General features: G+C 64.7%; 15 protein-coding genes and 2 pseudogenes. 7 read left to right on the top strand and 10 right to left on the bottom strand.

Features of this window, described 5'->3' with window-relative positions; translation table 11 throughout:
• The first annotated feature begins 31 nt into the window (after positions 1 to 31).
• The gene (locus GFS60_RS21650; protein WP_159924444.1) at positions 32 to 1,252 is read left to right on the top strand and encodes an AraC family transcriptional regulator; all 1,221 of its coding nucleotides are present in this window, start codon (positions 32 to 34) and stop codon (positions 1,250 to 1,252) included.
• A gap of 120 nt (positions 1,253 to 1,372) precedes the next feature.
• Here GFS60_RS21650 and GFS60_RS21645 read toward each other — a convergent pair whose 3' ends face one another.
• The 7 genes and pseudogenes from GFS60_RS21645 to GFS60_RS21620 all read right to left on the bottom strand — a co-directional run.
• Positions 1,373 to 1,573: a DUF4177 domain-containing protein gene (locus GFS60_RS21645; RefSeq protein WP_109334463.1), complete on the bottom strand. Its 201-nt coding sequence runs from the start codon at positions 1,571 to 1,573 to the stop codon at positions 1,373 to 1,375.
• Positions 1,574 to 1,764: 191 nt separating this feature from the next.
• The gene (locus GFS60_RS21640; RefSeq protein WP_442972167.1) at positions 1,765 to 2,238 is read right to left on the bottom strand and encodes a DUF7144 family membrane protein; all 474 of its coding nucleotides are present in this window, start codon (positions 2,236 to 2,238) and stop codon (positions 1,765 to 1,767) included.
• Positions 2,239 to 2,432: 194 nt separating this feature from the next.
• Entirely contained in the window at positions 2,433 to 2,765 is a 333-nt protein-coding gene (locus GFS60_RS21635; RefSeq protein ID WP_159924442.1) for a three-helix bundle dimerization domain-containing protein, read from the bottom strand.
• Between the two features lie 218 nt (positions 2,766 to 2,983).
• The gene (locus GFS60_RS21630; RefSeq protein ID WP_159924440.1) at positions 2,984 to 3,472 is read right to left on the bottom strand and encodes a hypothetical protein; all 489 of its coding nucleotides are present in this window, start codon (positions 3,470 to 3,472) and stop codon (positions 2,984 to 2,986) included.
• A 195-nt stretch (positions 3,473 to 3,667) separates the two neighbouring features.
• Positions 3,668 to 3,912: pseudogene (locus GFS60_RS21625) on the bottom strand (SHOCT domain-containing protein).
• Positions 3,913 to 3,918: 6 nt separating this feature from the next.
• The gene (locus tag GFS60_RS38655; protein WP_201453415.1) at positions 3,919 to 4,086 is read right to left on the bottom strand and encodes an SHOCT domain-containing protein; all 168 of its coding nucleotides are present in this window, start codon (positions 4,084 to 4,086) and stop codon (positions 3,919 to 3,921) included.
• Positions 4,085 to 4,377 (bottom strand): annotated as a pseudogene (locus GFS60_RS21620) (DUF6325 family protein); the annotation flags it as partial. The gene GFS60_RS38655 and the pseudogene GFS60_RS21620, both read right to left, overlap by 2 nt.
• Positions 4,378 to 4,622: 245 nt before the next feature.
• Here GFS60_RS21620 and GFS60_RS21615 point away from each other — a divergent pair.
• Positions 4,623 to 6,101: a CYTH and CHAD domain-containing protein gene (locus GFS60_RS21615; RefSeq protein ID WP_159924438.1), complete on the top strand. Its 1,479-nt coding sequence runs from the start codon at positions 4,623 to 4,625 to the stop codon at positions 6,099 to 6,101.
• 66 nt (positions 6,102 to 6,167) lie between these two features.
• Here the strand turns inward: GFS60_RS21615 and GFS60_RS21610 are convergent, their stop codons facing one another.
• The 3 genes from GFS60_RS21610 to GFS60_RS21600 form a co-directional block, all read right to left on the bottom strand.
• Entirely contained in the window at positions 6,168 to 6,572 is a 405-nt protein-coding gene (locus tag GFS60_RS21610) for a DUF7144 family membrane protein (protein WP_159924436.1), read from the bottom strand.
• Positions 6,573 to 6,701: 129 nt separating this feature from the next.
• A complete protein-coding gene (locus GFS60_RS21605) occupies positions 6,702 to 8,051 on the bottom strand; it encodes a diacylglycerol/lipid kinase family protein (protein WP_236603238.1) in 1,350 nt (449 codons plus the stop codon).
• A complete protein-coding gene (locus GFS60_RS21600; protein WP_159924434.1) occupies positions 8,048 to 9,478 on the bottom strand; it encodes a DUF2252 domain-containing protein in 1,431 nt (476 codons plus the stop codon). Before GFS60_RS21600 ends, GFS60_RS21605 begins: the two co-directional genes overlap by 4 nt.
• Before the next feature lie 203 nt (positions 9,479 to 9,681).
• On the opposite strand from GFS60_RS21600, the gene GFS60_RS21595 reads away from it, so the two are divergent.
• From GFS60_RS21595 to GFS60_RS21575, 5 genes are all read left to right on the top strand, one after another.
• Positions 9,682 to 10,080 carry a DUF7144 family membrane protein gene (locus GFS60_RS21595; protein ID WP_159924432.1) on the top strand — a complete coding sequence of 133 codons (399 nt, stop codon included), beginning with the start codon at positions 9,682 to 9,684 and terminating at the stop codon, positions 10,078 to 10,080.
• A 6-nt stretch (positions 10,081 to 10,086) separates the two neighbouring features.
• Positions 10,087 to 11,496 (top strand): hypothetical protein, encoded by a 1,410-nt coding sequence (locus GFS60_RS21590; protein ID WP_159924430.1) that lies wholly within the window; start codon positions 10,087 to 10,089, stop codon positions 11,494 to 11,496.
• 161 nt (positions 11,497 to 11,657) lie between these two features.
• Positions 11,658 to 12,056, top strand: coding sequence for a DUF7144 family membrane protein (locus GFS60_RS21585; RefSeq protein ID WP_159924428.1), 399 nt, complete (start codon positions 11,658 to 11,660; stop codon positions 12,054 to 12,056).
• 24 nt (positions 12,057 to 12,080) lie between these two features.
• Positions 12,081 to 12,923 carry a polyphosphate kinase 2 gene (gene ppk2 / locus GFS60_RS21580; RefSeq protein ID WP_159924426.1) on the top strand — a complete coding sequence of 281 codons (843 nt, stop codon included), beginning with the start codon at positions 12,081 to 12,083 and terminating at the stop codon, positions 12,921 to 12,923.
• 27 nt (positions 12,924 to 12,950) lie between these two features.
• On the top strand, positions 12,951 to 15,704 hold the full coding sequence (locus GFS60_RS21575; protein ID WP_159924423.1) for a cation-translocating P-type ATPase: 2,754 nt from the start codon (positions 12,951 to 12,953) through the stop codon (positions 15,702 to 15,704).
• Positions 15,705 to 15,711: the final 7 nt, after the last annotated feature.

The raw sequence follows: 15,711 nt of genomic DNA, 5'->3' as shown, positions 1-15,711 counted from the left end.
GCCATTCGACGAGAATCGGAAAGACGCCGCGATGACCATGCTTGTCCGCAATGCCGCTCTGACCGGCTACCTGGATCTCGTGCGGGCTCGCAAAGTTGATCCACTTCCATTACTGAGGTCGGTAGGACTACAGGCAGCCGACCTGGCCGTGCCAAACCAATGGATCGCCATCGACGCCGCTGCTCAACTCCTCGAGCGATCTGCGGTGGCAACAGGTCTCGAGGACTTCGGAATTCGCCTGGCCGACAGCCGCAAGATGACCAACCTAGGCCCGATCAGTGTCGCTGCGCAGGGCGAACCGGATCTGCGCGGCGTACTGATGCTGCTCGGCAACTACCAGCACATTCGCAGCGAAGCCATCAGTATCCGGATCTCTGAAGCGGACGACCTCGCGAAGGTCAGGATTGACTTCGATCTAAGTCCCGCCGTCAACTCCACACATTTTTCTGAGATGACCGTGTGTGCACTTATCCGTCTCATCAAGTTCGTTGTCGGAAACCAGTGGAATCCGGCATACATCTGCTTTACCCACGACGCGCCGGCCACCCGGATACGTCACCCCAAGACCTTGGGGAAGTCGATCCAATTCGGCGATAAGTTCAACGGTTTCGTATTCCTTGCGAGCGACCTAGACCTCCCCAACAGACTTTTTGACACGCTGTTTCAATCGTTCGCAAAGGAATATATCGACACGATCGCCAGCCCGCGCCCCGTCGATGACCTCGATCGCGTCCGTGAATTGATTGAGACGACCCTTCCGACCGGCCGGTGTTCACTGCAGCATGTCGCGAAGACCCTGGGCGTCAACCGCGTCACGGTATATCGCCTACTTACCCGGTCGAACACCTCATTCTCAGCGATGGTGAATAGCATCCGTGCGGATTTGGCCCAGAGATATGTCACCCAGCACACCCGGTCCCTGACGGATATTGCTGGGCTGCTCGGATTTTCCGAACTCTCCGCGTTCTCGCGATGGTTCCGAAGCGAGTTCGGATCCAGCCCAACGGTATGGCGGGCAGAACGTGGGAACGAGGCCCGGTCGAAGGCGTCGGAGAACAGCACCAGCACGCGAGTCACCTCGACGAGCAGTGTGACCGCCTCGGCGCCGGGCGTGCACGTCGATCACCCCGACCACGTTTACGTCGACAGTCAGGCCGGCGGCGGTGAACGCGATCGGGCCGGTGGATCGGGGTGTCCGCGATGCGGCCCGAGACCGCCGAGTGGCGAGCGACACCGCGGCGATAGCGCGTAGCGCCCACGTCACGCCGCCACATCCTCATCACCGGGCTGCCGTGCCTGCGCGACGACGGCCGGACGGGGATCTCGAGCTGGCGCGGGCTCCCGGGGTGCCGATGTCGTGTGCGGTCCATGCTCAGCTTTCGCGTTCGAAGGTGATCAGCAGTCCCTCCACGCTGCCAGGGCCGATTCTGCCCTTGACATCGGACGAGGTTATCGCTTTGAGACGCCATCCTTGCTGGGCGTACTGGTTGAGCAGGTCTTCGAGTTTGCCGCCGGACATTTTGCCGCCGATCATTTTCTCGCGGACCTCGACGACCTTGTATGTGTACGTCATTGTTGTCGCTCCCGTTCGTTTCACTGTGTTCTCGGGGGAAGTCGCGAATGTTCACCAGAACGGGTGACCGTCGAGATGAGGTGCTTCCTGGGTCGTCACCCGTTCCCCTAGAGTCGGGAATTTTCGAGTCTCCACGATGAAGGAAATGGCAGTGCGGATTGCTGTTGCGTCGACCGCGATCACCGGCCGAGTTACCGAGCGGGAGTGCCGGCACCGCGAAGGTTCGCGTCTGTGATATTCGGTTCCGGATTCCACGTCGAGACAGCCCAGATGACTACGACGTCGAGGGCGATGATCAGCAGTGACCAACCCGGGTAATAGGGCAGCCAGAGGAAGTTCGCCACTATCGAGATGGCGGCGACGACGATGGCCGACGCTCGGGCCCACCCGGCGCCGGTGAACAAGGCCAGGCCGACGATCGCGACGAAGACACCGAGGATGATGTGAATCCAGCCCCAGGTGGTGAGGTCGAACTTGTAGACGTAGTTGATACCGCTGACGAACACTTCGTTTTCGGCGACCGCCGCGATGCCTTGAAAGAACTCGATGATGCCGACCGTGACCATGATGACGGCGGCCCCCATCGACGTACCGGCCGCGAAAGCCTGTTTGCCGGAGGCATACTCGGAACTCGCTGGATTCACTCCCGAGCTACGATCGGACATGGCTGACCCTTCCCGAGCTTCGGCTTTGCCGGTACCACAATTATCTGCCGCCGTGTGGTGTGTTCGCGGCGAAATTAGGATTGCGGTTCGAGCGAACCCGGGATGTTGTCATGCGTGGGTGGGGATTACCGGGGAGGTGAAGTCCGTACCGGTGTCGGCTCGAGCTCCCGCAGCCTCGTATGCGGTGCAGCCAGTTACGACAGGCGTGGTGAGCGACGCGCGAAGACACCCCACACTCGCGCGCTGCCAGCCGCCGGCCGTGCGGCCGGCTCGCGGGTTGAGGCAGCGGCAAGCTCGGGTGCGAGCGCTGGTTCGGTCAGCTTCGGTGCGCGGCTGAATGTTGCGTCGAGTGTGCGGGTGGCTGCCCGTTCGACGAGCAGGGGAACGAAGTCCCGGATGCGGCATCCATCGAACCGGTGGGCTATTGCCACGATGAGCTCGTCGAGCACCTCGGGCTCGAGATCCGGGAAGCGCTGGATCAGCCGCATGCGGACGACCTCGATGTCGCGTTGTTCGTGGTCGTCCACGAAACGAATTGTCCCGCTCCGCCGGCGTTGACCGGGGCACTTTTCGATATCACTTTTGACTGTTTTTTCCTCGGCGTCGACGCGCGTCGGCGGCGATACCCACTGTGCGAGCACCCGTCCGTGCCGGGCCCGGCTCGTGATCGGGGCCGAGCTCACCCAAAGCCATCGGTGTCGTGACCGGTGAGATGCCGCCGAAGTGTGCGGAATTACCGCGCCGGTCATCTTCCCGCACCGGATTCGGAGGCGGTGCTGAACGGGCTGGGTCCGAGCGTGACGACGATCGAGGCGGGGTGGAAGCCGATCTCGGGCCAGCTGGCCGTCACGGCCAGCGACCCGGTGCGAGGGTAGGTGCCGATCCAGTACAGCGGCGTCGTCCGGTACGGCCCGGACTCCCTGCTGGGGGGTTCGTTCCGGTGAATCGCATCGGCGGGCCCGTCGAGGTCGTCGGCGCGGACCAGCACGGTCAGATAGGACCACCGCGCCGACCAGTCGTGAGGGTCGGTCAAAGGCCGGGTTTCGTAGCGCGCGAAGTCGGCTCGGATCCCCGTGATCTCCATAGCAAGCTGTAGCAGCAGCCCAGACTCGAACGCGGTGACCGCGGACAGCTCCAAGATCAGATCTTTCTCGGCGCCGATCGGCATCGGGGCCACTATGGGAAGGCCCCGATCTGCGGGTGGCGCGAGAGCCGGCCAGCGATGGCGGCGCATGCACCTGATCATCGCATCAAACCCAGTCCATCGGGGCGAGAACGGCACGGGCAAAAGGGATTCTATGAATGAATAGGCGTGCGTGGACGGAGACGTTATCGCAGGGGTGCGGAGTCGGGTGTCTCGGTGCTCGCCGGCGGGCGAGGACCCGCGGCGTGTGGGTGACGGGAACAGGCCGCGCCGCGGTTGGAACGGTCAGGTCAGTGCCTTGTTTTTGAGTCGGTCGAACTCCTTTGATGTGATCGCCCCGGCGTCGAGCAGCGCCTTGGCGTCGGCGATCTGCTGCGCCGGCAATCGGCCGTGCCCTCATTCCGCACGATCAGGTAGATCAACGCGGACAGGAACGGGATCAGGAACAAGAACACCAGCCACAGTGCCATGAGCCACCCGGACATCTGATGGTCCCGGAACAGGTCTCCGAAGATCTGGAACAGATGAATCTCCGGTCAGGAGGCCAGAATTCTGGCCTCCTCGGCGTGAAACTCCTCGTCGGTGAGGACTCCCTGCTCGCGTAACTGTCCGAGCTGCGCAGCGTCGGCCTTGCCGCCGCGAGACACGGTGGTCGCGGTTCCCGCGATCACGGCACACTTGTTCAGTAGCGCTGTCGAGCGCATCGAGGACGGCTGCCGACTGGTTGAGGTCGGCGCGGTCGATCAGGCCCGAGGATGCCTCGGCGAAGAGGGTCACATCGATAGTTCCGGTGAAGCCGAGATCCTCGACGGCGATCCCGTCGAGCGAACCGTCGGCGTTCTGCGGACGAAGACCGAGTCGAGGACCCGGATGATGTTCCGCTCGACCAGGTCCAGCAGATGCGGCAGCGCCGACGCGTCGGGCGGGTGTTCGGCGGGGAACTCGACGACGAGGTAATCGATCGGCCCGATCTGGTTGAACTCGATGTCGGTCACTGCCCTGACCTCTTTTCCGGAAAGACCAGGGACAACCGCAGGCGGACTTCTCCGCCTGCGGGCGCGGCGCGGCACCTGCCGTGTCCCAGTCCCTCACAGTTTCCCACCCACAGTTGCGGCGTCCTCGGAAAACGGCAACACCCGATTTCCGCGTGTCGACGCGGGTAAGAAACCTGCCGGAGCCCACCTCCTTTGTCACGCTGCTTGCAGGGTTGATCGGTGGACGGTATGGGAAATCTGCAACCATGAGCAGCTCACAGCGGGAACGAGACGACAGGTACGACGCGGCCGCCGATTTCGGCGTACCGGACCTCGCTGATGTGGTTCCACCGGGCGGCCGGGTCGACGAGGACACCGTCACCCTGCACAGCGACTATTTCGACACCGCAGATCGGGATCTGCGCGCCCATCACGTGAGCGTGCGCCGCCGATCCGGGGACATCGGCGCAGGATGGCGCCTGCGGGTGCCCGGTCACAAAGCCCACACCGACATTCGGGTGCCACCGACCACCGGCGACGCGGTGCCCGACGAACTGGCAACCCTGGTCTCGGGGGTCGCGCTGGGTAAACCGGTGCACCCGGTGGCCACCATCGCGACCGCCCGCCGCCGCCACCGCATCCTCGATGCGGACGGGAACCTGCTCGCCGAGATCGCCGACGACACCGTGCGCAGTACCGCAGCCGCTGCCTGCGCCGGCGACGCGGCGATCGCCGAGAACTGGCGCGAAGTGGGGGTCGAACTGGGCGCTGCCGGCGACCGGGCCCTGCTCCGGACGATCGGCACCCGGCTGACCCGTGCCGGTGCCCGGCCCTCGCGGCACTCATCGAAACTGTCCCGGGCACTGGCCCCGCACGGCCCCGGCACCGGTGACAGCGGCACGTCCGGCGTCGACCCGGTCCGGACATCGTTGACGGCCTACCTCGACACCCAGGCCCAAGAGATCATCGCCGGCGATGTGCAACTGCGCCGCGGTCTGGACCCGATCCATCCCACCCGGGTCGGTATCCGGCGGTTCCGCAGCACCCTGCGGGTATTCCAGAACCTCCTCGACCCCGACGCGGGTGCGCGTCTCGACGAGGAACTGTCCTGGTACGCAGGAGTGCTCGGCGAGATCCGGGACCGGGAAGTCCAACGAGCCCGGTTCGTCGCCGCGGTCACCGACCTGCCCGACGAACTGGTACTCGGCCCGGTCGCCGCCAGGATCGAGAGCGACCTACTCGCCGAACAACTCCGATACCGGGCCGAGGCGATGACGACCCTCGACACCAACCGATACCGGGCGATACTCGCCGACCTGGCCCGATGGCGTACCGCACCGCCGCTGACCGACGACGCCCACTCCGGGGCAACGGTGCTGAAGAAAGCCGCCAGGAAAGCCGGCCGCAAGGCCGACAAAAGATTGGCCGCCGCCCTCGACGACGGAGACGACGAAGGCCTGCACCGCGCCCGCAAGGCGGCCAAACGCGCCCGCTACGCCGCCGAGCTCACCCGCGGAATAGCAGGGAAGAAGAAGGGAAAGAAGAAGGTGGCCGAGTACAAGAAGATCCAGCAGGTTCTCGGCGACCACCAGGACAGCGTGGTGGCGCTCGGCACGCTCCGCGCCCTCGGCGCCCGCGCCGGCACCACCGAAGGAGAAAACGGTTTCACCTTCGGGCTGCTCTACGGGCTCGAGCTACAGGCCGCCCAACGCGCCCGCGAGGATGCCGCCCAGCTCGCCGGCTGAGCTGCAACACGGCTTCGGGATCGGCGCGGACCGCCAGCGGTGCGCTCGCTGGCGTCAATGCCCATATCAGCGCCAGTCGGAGTTGGGAATCGCGGTCATGACCGCCCAGATCATGGCCGTGTCGAGTGCGATGACGAGGATCGCCCACGCCGGGTAGTGGGGCAGCCACAGGAAGTTGACCACGATCGATGCTGCCGCGATAGTGACCGTCAACGTCCGCGCCCACAGTCCTCCGCGGAACAGGGCGCCGCCGACCAGCGCGATCAACAATCCGAGCACGATATGGATCCAACCCCACACGGTGAGGTCGAACTCGTAGGTGTATTCGGCGCCGGCCGTGACGACGGCGTCGTTGCCGACCGCGGCGATCCCCTGGGCGATATGCAAGATGCCGATGGTGACCAGCAAGATCGCGGCACCAATCATCGTGTCGGCTGCGATCTTCTGCCTGTCGGTCGACTTGTCGGTCACGACGGTCACCTCTCCGGCTCGAATACTGTGAATTACTTTCCCAGTGTGCGCGCGCACTGGGGACACGATCCCCGAATCTACGTATCTCGAGCAGTCGCTCGATGGGCCTCAGCTGATGTCCGATAGACCTCAGCCGGCTTGCCGATGCCACGCCAGTTCGCGGAGCCGGACCCAGTCGACGGTGGGTGCGGCGGGGCGCACTCCCGGGCGGTCGCGGGGCACCCGGACCCGAAGCGCGCCGGCATCGATCGTGCATCGCACCGGGGTGGGCAGGAGCAGCGATTCGCCGTCGACGCCGACCGGAGTCTGGGGTGTGTCGGAATCGACGATCACCTCGGTGGTCGTGTGCTGCGTCAATCCGCGCACGTTGGCGCGGCGGAGCAGGCCGATCGCCTGACGGGCGCTCGCGACCGAGACGGTCACGGCGCCGAGGACGCCGCGGTCGAGTCGGTCTCGCCGGTTGAGGCCGGCGAGATCACTGGTGCCGTAGGGGTTGTTACTCACCAGCACTGCTTGCGGGTTCCGCACCGTGATGTCCCCGATCTGAGTCACAAGCGGGGCGCCCGCTCGTCCGGCGAGCAGGTCCGGAAGCATCTGCAGCACGGTGCCGGCCTTGTCGTCGCGGTACGCCGGGCTGCGGACCACCTCGGCGTATACCCCGAAGGACGCGTTGTTGACGAACGGGCGGCCATTTATCCGGCCGAGGTCGACGGTAACCTCGACTCCGTCGCGCAGGGCGTCGAGGCACCGGCTCGGGTCGGTGCGGTCGAGCCCGAGGTCCATCGCGAAGTGGTTCCGTGTCCCGGCGCTGATTACCAGGAACGGCAGGTCGTTCTCTGCCGCGACCGCTGCGACGAGGGCTTGTGTGCCGTCTCCGCCGGCCACGCCGAGCAGGTCGGCTCCGCGCTGGACTGCCTGACGGGCCTCGTCGGTGACGTCGAAGGTACCTGGACCTTCGAGCAGGACCACCTCGGCGCCCAGTTCCTCAGCCTTGCGTTGCAGGTCGAATTTCGCGACTTTGCCTCCACCGGAGTGCGGGTTCATGATCAGCACCGGATGCCGCACCGGCGGGGCCGGCACCTCTCGGACGGCGGTGTCCGACGGCCGTCCGCGTAGGGCGGCGCGGGCGCAGAGCACCGAGAGAAACATCAGAACAACGGACGCGACGACGACGGCCAGCAGATCGGCGCGGATGAAGAGGATCAACACCACGATCGGCGTCAGCACGGCAATGGGCAGTGACACCCAGCGCACGACACCGCGACTGGCGAGAAACCAGTACAGGGCGGCGACGGTGACGACGACGCCACCGACTCCGACGAGGAGGAGGCCGACTGTGCTGAGAAGACCGGCGAACACCAGCGGCACCACAGCGGCGAGGATCGCGAGCGCGAACGCCGCCCGCGCCCACCAGCGTCGAGCACCGGTCGCGGTGTGGGCGGCGACGGGTACCGCCGATCTGTCGTCGCTCGCCATCATGTCCCCGACTGCGCGGAAATGCGGCCGTCATCGATCGCCTTCCGCAGCACGGTGTAATCGTGTTCGTTCTGGTCGGCGTAGGTCTCGGCGAAGGCGGCCAGCGTCTTGTCGAAACCCTCGCCCGAACCGAGGTACCCGGCGATGGCGAACCGGTCGCCGGCGCGTGCGTGCGCATACGCGAGCACCCTGGCACACAATCGGCCGTACATCGTCATGAGGTCGGGTTTCATGGTTTCCACGACCGCTGACCCCTTGCCGTCACGCAATTGGCGTACATAGAAGTCCCGCATTACACCGGCGGCGTCGGGTCCATGCTGCCAGCCAAGGAAGATGTCACTCGCCGCTTGCATCAGCTGCTGCCCGGTGACGACGCGCTCGCCGTGATTCACGAATGACGGCCCGGGGGCGTACTTCTCGAGGACCGACGGTTGCGCCTCCTTGGCCTGCAGGAATAGCGGGTCACCGCCCGGGCCACGCAGCAGGATGATCCAGGCGCGGGTGCCGACACTGCCCACCCCAACCACCTTCCGTGCCGTTTGGACGTACTCGTATCGATCGAGCAGTACCCGGCGGGCAGCCGGCAGGGTGTCACGGTAATCGCGCAGTCGTCGGTTCAGCTCCCGTTCGATGTCTTCAGCTTGGGTTCCGGTGAAGATTTCTTCGATCGGCACGATCAGCGGCGGTGTGCTCACGATTCGCGGCTGCCCGTCCACCACGGTCGTCAGCCTCGACAGAGCCTGCACGCTGTCGCGGCCCCGGGACTTGTCGATCGTCTTCTGGACGCGTCTGCGAGTCGAGGAGTCCAGGACGTCGCGGAGCTCGTCCAACTGGGCAGCAGCGTCGATATGGGAGTACCACACGTCCAGCTCACCGCGCTCTGCCTGGGACAACATGGTCTCGCGGTATTCCGCGGCGCACGCGAGGACGATTCGTTTGCGTTGTTTACCGCTGAACGCGTTACTCCGTCCGGCGACAGCGAGACTGGCGACCAGTCGCTTGACGTCCCATTCGAACGGGCCGGGATACGTTTCGTCGAAGTCGTTCACATCGAACGCGAGTGTGCGCTCCGGTGTAGCGAAGAGTCCGAAGTTGCTGAGGTGCGCGTCCCCGCACAACTGGGTGTGCAGGCCGGTGGTCTGGGCTCGGGAGAGGTCGTCGGCCATCACCAGCGCAGCGCCGCGGTAGAACGCGAACGACGACTGAGCCATCCGCCCATACCGGATAGGGACCAGATCCGGGACCCGTGTCTCCGCCTGAGATTCGAGCAAACCGATAGGGTCCCGGTCGCGTGCCGGAATGTGTTCGGCCATCGCATCGAAGGAAACTCGACGCCGAACGTTCTCGCCGTGTTCGAGGCGCTCCGCCCGCGTCGGCTGATCGACGACCCCGACGCGTCCCGGGTCGGGGAAAGTGTCTCGCTCTGTCATGGCGTGCCTCCACCCCCATGATCTCGCGCACTCCGCCCTCACGTCATCGTTTCGGGTGCAATCGGTGTCGACCGGATATGGCGACCGCACACACCTGCCCAATCGCAAGTCAGGTCGGCGAAAATGCAGCCACGGTGTGTGGTAAGGGAGGACACTGATCTTCGGTACGACCACTTCACACGTCGCCCGGGAAGGGAACGATGATGTCCGAGGACTCGTTGGTCAAGCAGGGTGTGGCAAAGGGAACGTCGATGGGCGGGGCAGTCCTGCTGGTCACGGTTGGGGCGCTCGAGGTCCTTCAGGGAATCTCCGCGATCGCCAAGGACGATGTCATCGTCGTCGGCATCGAATACACCTATCAGTTCGACGTCACCACCTGGGGATGGTTCCATCTCATATTCGGCGTGATCGTCGCGGCCGTCGGCGCGGTGCTCTTCACCGGGGCGGCATGGGCGCGAGTCGGTGCCATGATCCTGTGTGCCCTCTCGATCTTCGTGAACTTCCTCTGGCTGCCCTACTACCCGCTGTGGGCGATCACGATCATCGCCCTGAACGCCGTCGTGATCTGGGCGGTCGCAACCTGGAATCCCGACGAGATCTGAACGGCGATGACCGACGGCAGCGACACTCCAGCCAGCGGCTCACTCGACAACGACGAACGCGCCGAACTCCTCCGACTACGTGAGGAAGTCGCGACGCTGCGCGAACACACCACCGGCACCACCGCCGACGTTCCTACCCAACCAGTTCCGCGTCGACCCCGGCACGGGCTGCGGTGGACGGGCGTGGCGATTTTGCTGGTGTTGGTGGCCGTTCTCGCAATCGCATCGGTCACCGCCCGCTTCACCCGCAGCCAGATCCTCGACACCGACCGCTACGTCAGCACGGTGGCACCCCTGGGCGACGATCCGGCTCTCCAGGCGGAGATCACCAACCAGATCACCGATGAAATTTTCACCCGAGTCGACGTCGAGGGGCTGACCGAAGACGCACTGACCGCACTCACCGATGTCTCGAACCTGGCCACGAACGCCCCCCGCCTCGACCGGGCCGTCATCGGTCTCGCACCCGTGCTCACCAGTCAGGCAAGGAACTTCGTCCACGACACTGTCAGCTCGCTTGTGCAGTCCCAGCAGTTCGAAGACCTCTGGATTCAGGCGAATCGGGCCGCCCACAACACGCTCGTCGCTGTGATGACGGGAAATTACGGCCTCAGGTCCGTCGAAGTCGACCAGAGCGGCACCGTCAGCATCTCACTCGGCACGGTGATCGACAGGGTGAAGGCGGCACTGAACGAGAGGGGCTTTGCGTTCGCGGACAAGATCCCGTCCGTGGACAAACAATTTGTACTGTTCCAGTCGCCGGAACTAGTGAAGGCGCAGCGTGCCGTCGCCGCACTCGACAAGGCGGCGACAATCCTGCCGTGGTTGGGGATCGCCTGTGCCGCAGCAGCCGTCGCCGTCGCCCCCACCGGGCGCCGGCTCCGCGCCCTGGCCCTCGTCGGACTGTCGATTGCCGTGGGGATGCTTCTCCTCGCGATCGGTATTCTCATCGGGCGAGCGATCTATCTCGACAGCGTCCCACCCGACGTCCTCTCGCCCGATGCGGCCACGGCCGTCATCGATACAGTGCTGGTGCCGTTGCGCACGAGCCTGCGCGCGGTCGCAGTCCTCGGCCTGGTGATTGCCCTCGGCGCCTACCTCACCGGCGGTTCGTCTTCCGCCACCACGGTTCGCCGTGGCTTCGGACAGACACTGGATTTCGCCCGGCAAACCGGCAGCGGTCGGCCACCGAATGAGATCGAACGGTGGGCTCATCAGCTTCGAGTACCACTGCGGTGTGCCATCATCGGCATCGCAGCCGTGCTGCTGATGTTCTGGCGCTACCCCACCGGACTGGTCGTGTTGTGGATTGTTCTCGGCGCCCTGCTTGCACTTGCAGCACTCGAACTGCTCATCCGGCCCGCGCGAACAGCCACTCCACAGAACACCGAATCTACTTCAGTGGCATCGCCTTGATTACTGACTGTCCGCGGGCGAGACCACCGAACGCCGAATAGTCCGTCGCTCGAAGATTTTCGACCCGTCTGCCCAGATTGCAGGTTTACCACCACAACGGCGTGGATCAGCGGACAATAATCCTACCGGGCCGCCTGGTTCGGTGAAGGAAGGGGACGGTCATGTCCGAGACAAGGTCGGTCAAGCAGGGCATCGCGGCAGGTACTTCGATCGGAGCGGCCATCATCATGGTGACCGTGGGAATCATTCAGTTCTGTCAAGGAATCGCCGCGGTCGCCGAAAACGAAGTGTTCGTGGCGGGGGTGGACTACGTTTACAAGTTCGACCTGACCACGTGGGGCTGGATTCACATCGTGCTGGGTGCGGTCGTTGCAGCGGTAGGTATCGCGTTGGTCACCGGTGCGGGATGGGCGCGGGTGACGGCGATCGTGATTGCAGCGATCTCGATTCTCGCCAATTTCCTGTGGCTGCCCTACTACCCCTGGTGGTCAGTACTCATCATCGCCCTCGACATCGTGGTGATCTGGGCGGTCTCGACCTGGAAGCCCGACCGGGTCTAGCATTCGGCGGCCGGGGAGTGAACCGTGGGTAAGAAGCCGAAACACGAGAGGCCCGGGTTCGACCTGCCCCGGCCGGACGCCGGTGCGGCCCCGGCATCCATGAAGGAAAAGGAGTATCGCCGCCTGCTCCGTCCGCTCCACGTCGAGCTCGTCGCGTTGCAGGGGTGGGTGAAATCGTCGGGTGCGAGGATTTGCATCGTATTCGAGGGCCGCGACACTGCCGGAAAGGGCGGGGTAATCAAGGCGATCACCGAGCGAGTCAGTCCGCGGGTGTTCCGTGTCGTCGCCTTGCCCGCCCCCACGGATCGCGAGAAATCGCAGATGTACGTGCAGCGGTACCTGCCGCACCTCCCGTCCGGCGGGGAGGTCGTCATCTTCGACCGCAGTTGGTACAACCGCGCGGGCGTCGAGCGGGTGATGGGTTTCTGTACCGAGGAGGAAGCTCAGAACTTTCTGCAACTCGTTCCGACGGTCGAACGCGCGATCGTCGACTCGGGCGTCATCCTGCTGAAGTATTGGCTGGAGGTGAGCCAGGAGCAACAGACGCTGCGCCTGCAGAGCCGAATCGACGACCCGCGGAAGATCTGGAAGTTGTCGGACCTGGATCTCGAGTCGTACACCCGCTGGTACGAGTACTCGCGCGCACGGGACGAGATGTTCCACTTCACCGATACCGGCTGGGCACCGTGGTACGTCGCGGTCAACGACGACAAGAAACGTGGCCGCCTCAACGTCATCAGCCACCTGTTGAGCCAGATTCCTTACGAACCGCTGGAACGCCCCGACATCACCCTGCCGAAGCGGCGTGGTCCGCACGGTTACGAGGCGCCGAGGCAACCCCTGCACTGGATCCCCACCCCCTACTGAGGATCCGAGCCGAAAGGACGAGCGGTCATGGTATCGACGGAACACGCGCAGGCTCACATGGTCTGGCACGCCCAGGATCCCGACGCCGTCGTGTCCGCCACAATGTCCGATCGGCAGACCGGTCTGACGGCCGGGGAAGCGGACGAACGGCGCCGACGGCACGGTCCCAACGAAATCGTCTCCGAGCCTGGGCCGTCGATGTGGGCGATCGCGCTGACTCAATTGAAGGATCTGATGAATCTGATGCTGGTCGCGGTGGCCGTGGTCAGCATCATCATCGGCGAGGTTCCGACCGCGATTGTGGTCGCGGTCCTCGTCGGCCTCAACATTGTGTTGGGCACGCACCAGGAACTGAAGGCACGCGCCAGTGTCGACGCGCTCGCGAAGATGCAGACACCCCAGGCAAAGGTGACCCGGGACGGAATATTGATCCAGCTCGACGCAACCGAGCTCGTACCGGGTGACATCGTGCAACTGGAGGCCGGTGACATCGTTCCTGCCGACGGCCGACTGCTCGCGACGGCCACACTCGAGACTCAAGAGGCCGCACTGACAGGCGAAAGCGCACCCGTCCCGAAGGACCCTCGGACGCTCCACGCCGCGGACGTCCCCCTCGGCGACCGTGTCAACATGGTTTTCCAGAACACCTCGGTCACCCGCGGCACCGCCACCATGGTGGTCACCGAGACCGGTATGCACACCCAGATGGGTCAGATTGCCTCGATGCTCTCGGCTGTAGCGCCGGGCAAGTCTCCCCTTCAGCGCGAACTGAATTCGCTGACGAAGGTGCTCGGCATCATCGCGTGGTCGGCGGTCGCTCTCATCGTCGTTCTCGGAGTAATTCGCGGACAGAGCCTGGCGACGGTACTGCTACTAGGCATCTCCATGGGCGTGTCCGCGATCCCGACCGGCCTGCCGACGTTCGTGCAGGCGATGCTGGCCTTCGGAGCCCGACAGCTGGCCGACGCGAAGGCCGTCGTGAAGAATCTCACCGACGTCGAAACCCTCGGCGCCACCAGCGCGATCAATTCGGACAAGACCGGCACGCTGACCATGAACCAGATGACGGTGCGGTCGTTGTACTTTCATTGCCGGTGGTACCTCGTCGACGGTGAGGGCTACAGCAAGACGGGTCGGATCACCCAGACCGCGGGCGAGCCCACTCCCGACTTCACCCTGCTCGCATACGGACTGTGCCTCGACAGCGACGCCACCGTCTCCGATACCGGAGAGGTAGTCGGCGATCCGACCGAGGCGGCGCTGGTGGTGCTCGCCGCCAAGATCGGTGTCGACGCCCCACTCACCCGCAAGACATATCCTCGCGTCGCCGAGGTGCCGTTCGACTCCGCGTACAAGTTCATGGCGACCTTCCACCATCTCTCGGTGGACGGCAGCACCCGGTTCGTGGAACTGGTCAAGGGGGGACCTGATGTGGTCCTCGCCCGATGTGCCACCGCCTATCGGCCCGGCAGGCAGGTGGTGCCACTCGACGAGGTCCGGGCGGAACTCACCGAAGCGAACCGAACGCTGTCCGAGAAGGGCTTGCGCGTTCTGGCGTTCGCCACCCGCCGACTCGACGGTCAGGAGGAAGCTGTGGCGGCCGACCCCATGTCGTTCGTCGACGACCTCACTTTCGTCGGCATGGTCGGCATCATCGACCCGCTGCGGCCGGAGGCGATCGACGCCGTCCGCACGGCCCAAACCGCAGGCATCGAGGTCCGCATGATCACCGGGGACCACGCAATCACCGCGTCGGCAATCGGCGCCGAACTCGGCCTCGGACCAGGCGCCATCGGTGGTCCCGAACTCCAGGCGATGACGGACGACGACCTCGCGGCCGCGCTTCCGAACCTGCACGTGTTCGGCCGGGTAACCCCGCAGGACAAACTCCGCCTGGCCGACATCATGCAGAAGAGCGGTGCAGTCGTGGCGATGACCGGTGACGCCGTCAACGACGCCGCCGCGCTGAAGAAGGCCGACATCGGCGTCGCCATGGGATCGGGCAGCGAGGTCACCAAGCAGGCCGGGAAGATGATTCTCACCGACGACAACTTCGGCACCCTGATCACCGCGATCCGATTGGGCCGCAACATCTACGAGAAGATCGTCTCGTACATTCGGTACCAGATGTCGAAACTGTTCTCGTTGGTGCTGCTCTTCCTCGCCGCGAGCATCTTCGATATCAACGACGGGGTCGCGCTCACCCCGCTGATGGTTCTGTTCCAGCACTTTTTCATCACGCTCTTCCCGGTCGCCGTCATCATGATGGACCCGCCGGCGCCGGACCTGATGAACAAACCGCCGCGCAACCCCAAGATGCCGATCGCCAACCGGAAGGCGTTCGTGCAGTGGCTGGCGTATGGCGTGCTGCAATTCGCGGTCACGCTCGCCGCGATGCTTCTTGCGCCGGGCGACATGAGCACCACCGAGGCGAGCGTTCCCATGACGACGGCATTCGTGGTGCTGTCGTTCGGTTCCATCCTCGCAGGGCTCGTCATGCGGCGCGATCCGGAATCCGGCCTGACGCAACCGATCCTCGGGGCACTGAAAATTCTTTCTGTTCCGATCGTCGTCACCGTCTTCGCGGTCGAACTCGGCTTCCTCCAAGACCTCCTCATGACGACGTCGCTGACTGGTGGCCAGTGGCTTGCCTGCATCGGCTGGTCACTGATCATCCCGATCGTCGTCGAGGCGGAGAAAGCGTTCCGCCGGCGCAGGCATGCACAACCGAGCACGCCGATCACCGCCACAGCCGCCGTCGACCCGCAACGCGCGCGCTGAGGTCCGA

This window comes from Rhodococcus sp. WAY2 (genome assembly GCF_009859915.1).
GTDB classification, from domain to species: Bacteria; Actinomycetota; Actinomycetes; order Mycobacteriales; family Mycobacteriaceae; genus Rhodococcus_F; species Rhodococcus_F oxybenzonivorans.
This window is presented reverse-complemented; position numbering and strand designations above follow the sequence as displayed.

What these genes read in the sequence shown, in the direction of transcription:
- GFS60_RS21590 (WP_159924430.1), top strand. Translation starts at nt 10,087, where the DNA reads ATGACCGACGGCAGCGACACTCCAGCCAGCGGCTCACTCGACAACGAC.
- GFS60_RS21605 (WP_236603238.1), bottom strand. Translation starts at nt 8,051, where the DNA reads ATGATGGCGAGCGACGACAGATCGGCGGTACCCGTCGCCGCCCACACC.
- GFS60_RS21595 (WP_159924432.1), top strand. Translation starts at nt 9,682, where the DNA reads ATGTCCGAGGACTCGTTGGTCAAGCAGGGTGTGGCAAAGGGAACGTCG.
- GFS60_RS21640 (WP_442972167.1), bottom strand. Translation starts at nt 2,238, where the DNA reads ATGTCCGATCGTAGCTCGGGAGTGAATCCAGCGAGTTCCGAGTATGCC.
- GFS60_RS21630 (WP_159924440.1), bottom strand. Translation starts at nt 3,472, where the DNA reads ATGCGCCGCCATCGCTGGCCGGCTCTCGCGCCACCCGCAGATCGGGGC.
- GFS60_RS21600 (WP_159924434.1), bottom strand. Translation starts at nt 9,478, where the DNA reads ATGACAGAGCGAGACACTTTCCCCGACCCGGGACGCGTCGGGGTCGTC.
- GFS60_RS21575 (WP_159924423.1), top strand. Translation starts at nt 12,951, where the DNA reads ATGGTATCGACGGAACACGCGCAGGCTCACATGGTCTGGCACGCCCAG.
- GFS60_RS21585 (WP_159924428.1), top strand. Translation starts at nt 11,658, where the DNA reads ATGTCCGAGACAAGGTCGGTCAAGCAGGGCATCGCGGCAGGTACTTCG.
- GFS60_RS38655 (WP_201453415.1), bottom strand. Translation starts at nt 4,086, where the DNA reads ATGCGCTCGACAGCGCTACTGAACAAGTGTGCCGTGATCGCGGGAACC.
- GFS60_RS21615 (WP_159924438.1), top strand. Translation starts at nt 4,623, where the DNA reads ATGAGCAGCTCACAGCGGGAACGAGACGACAGGTACGACGCGGCCGCC.
- GFS60_RS21645 (WP_109334463.1), bottom strand. Translation starts at nt 1,573, where the DNA reads ATGACGTACACATACAAGGTCGTCGAGGTCCGCGAGAAAATGATCGGC.
- GFS60_RS21650 (WP_159924444.1), top strand. Translation starts at nt 32, where the DNA reads ATGACCATGCTTGTCCGCAATGCCGCTCTGACCGGCTACCTGGATCTC.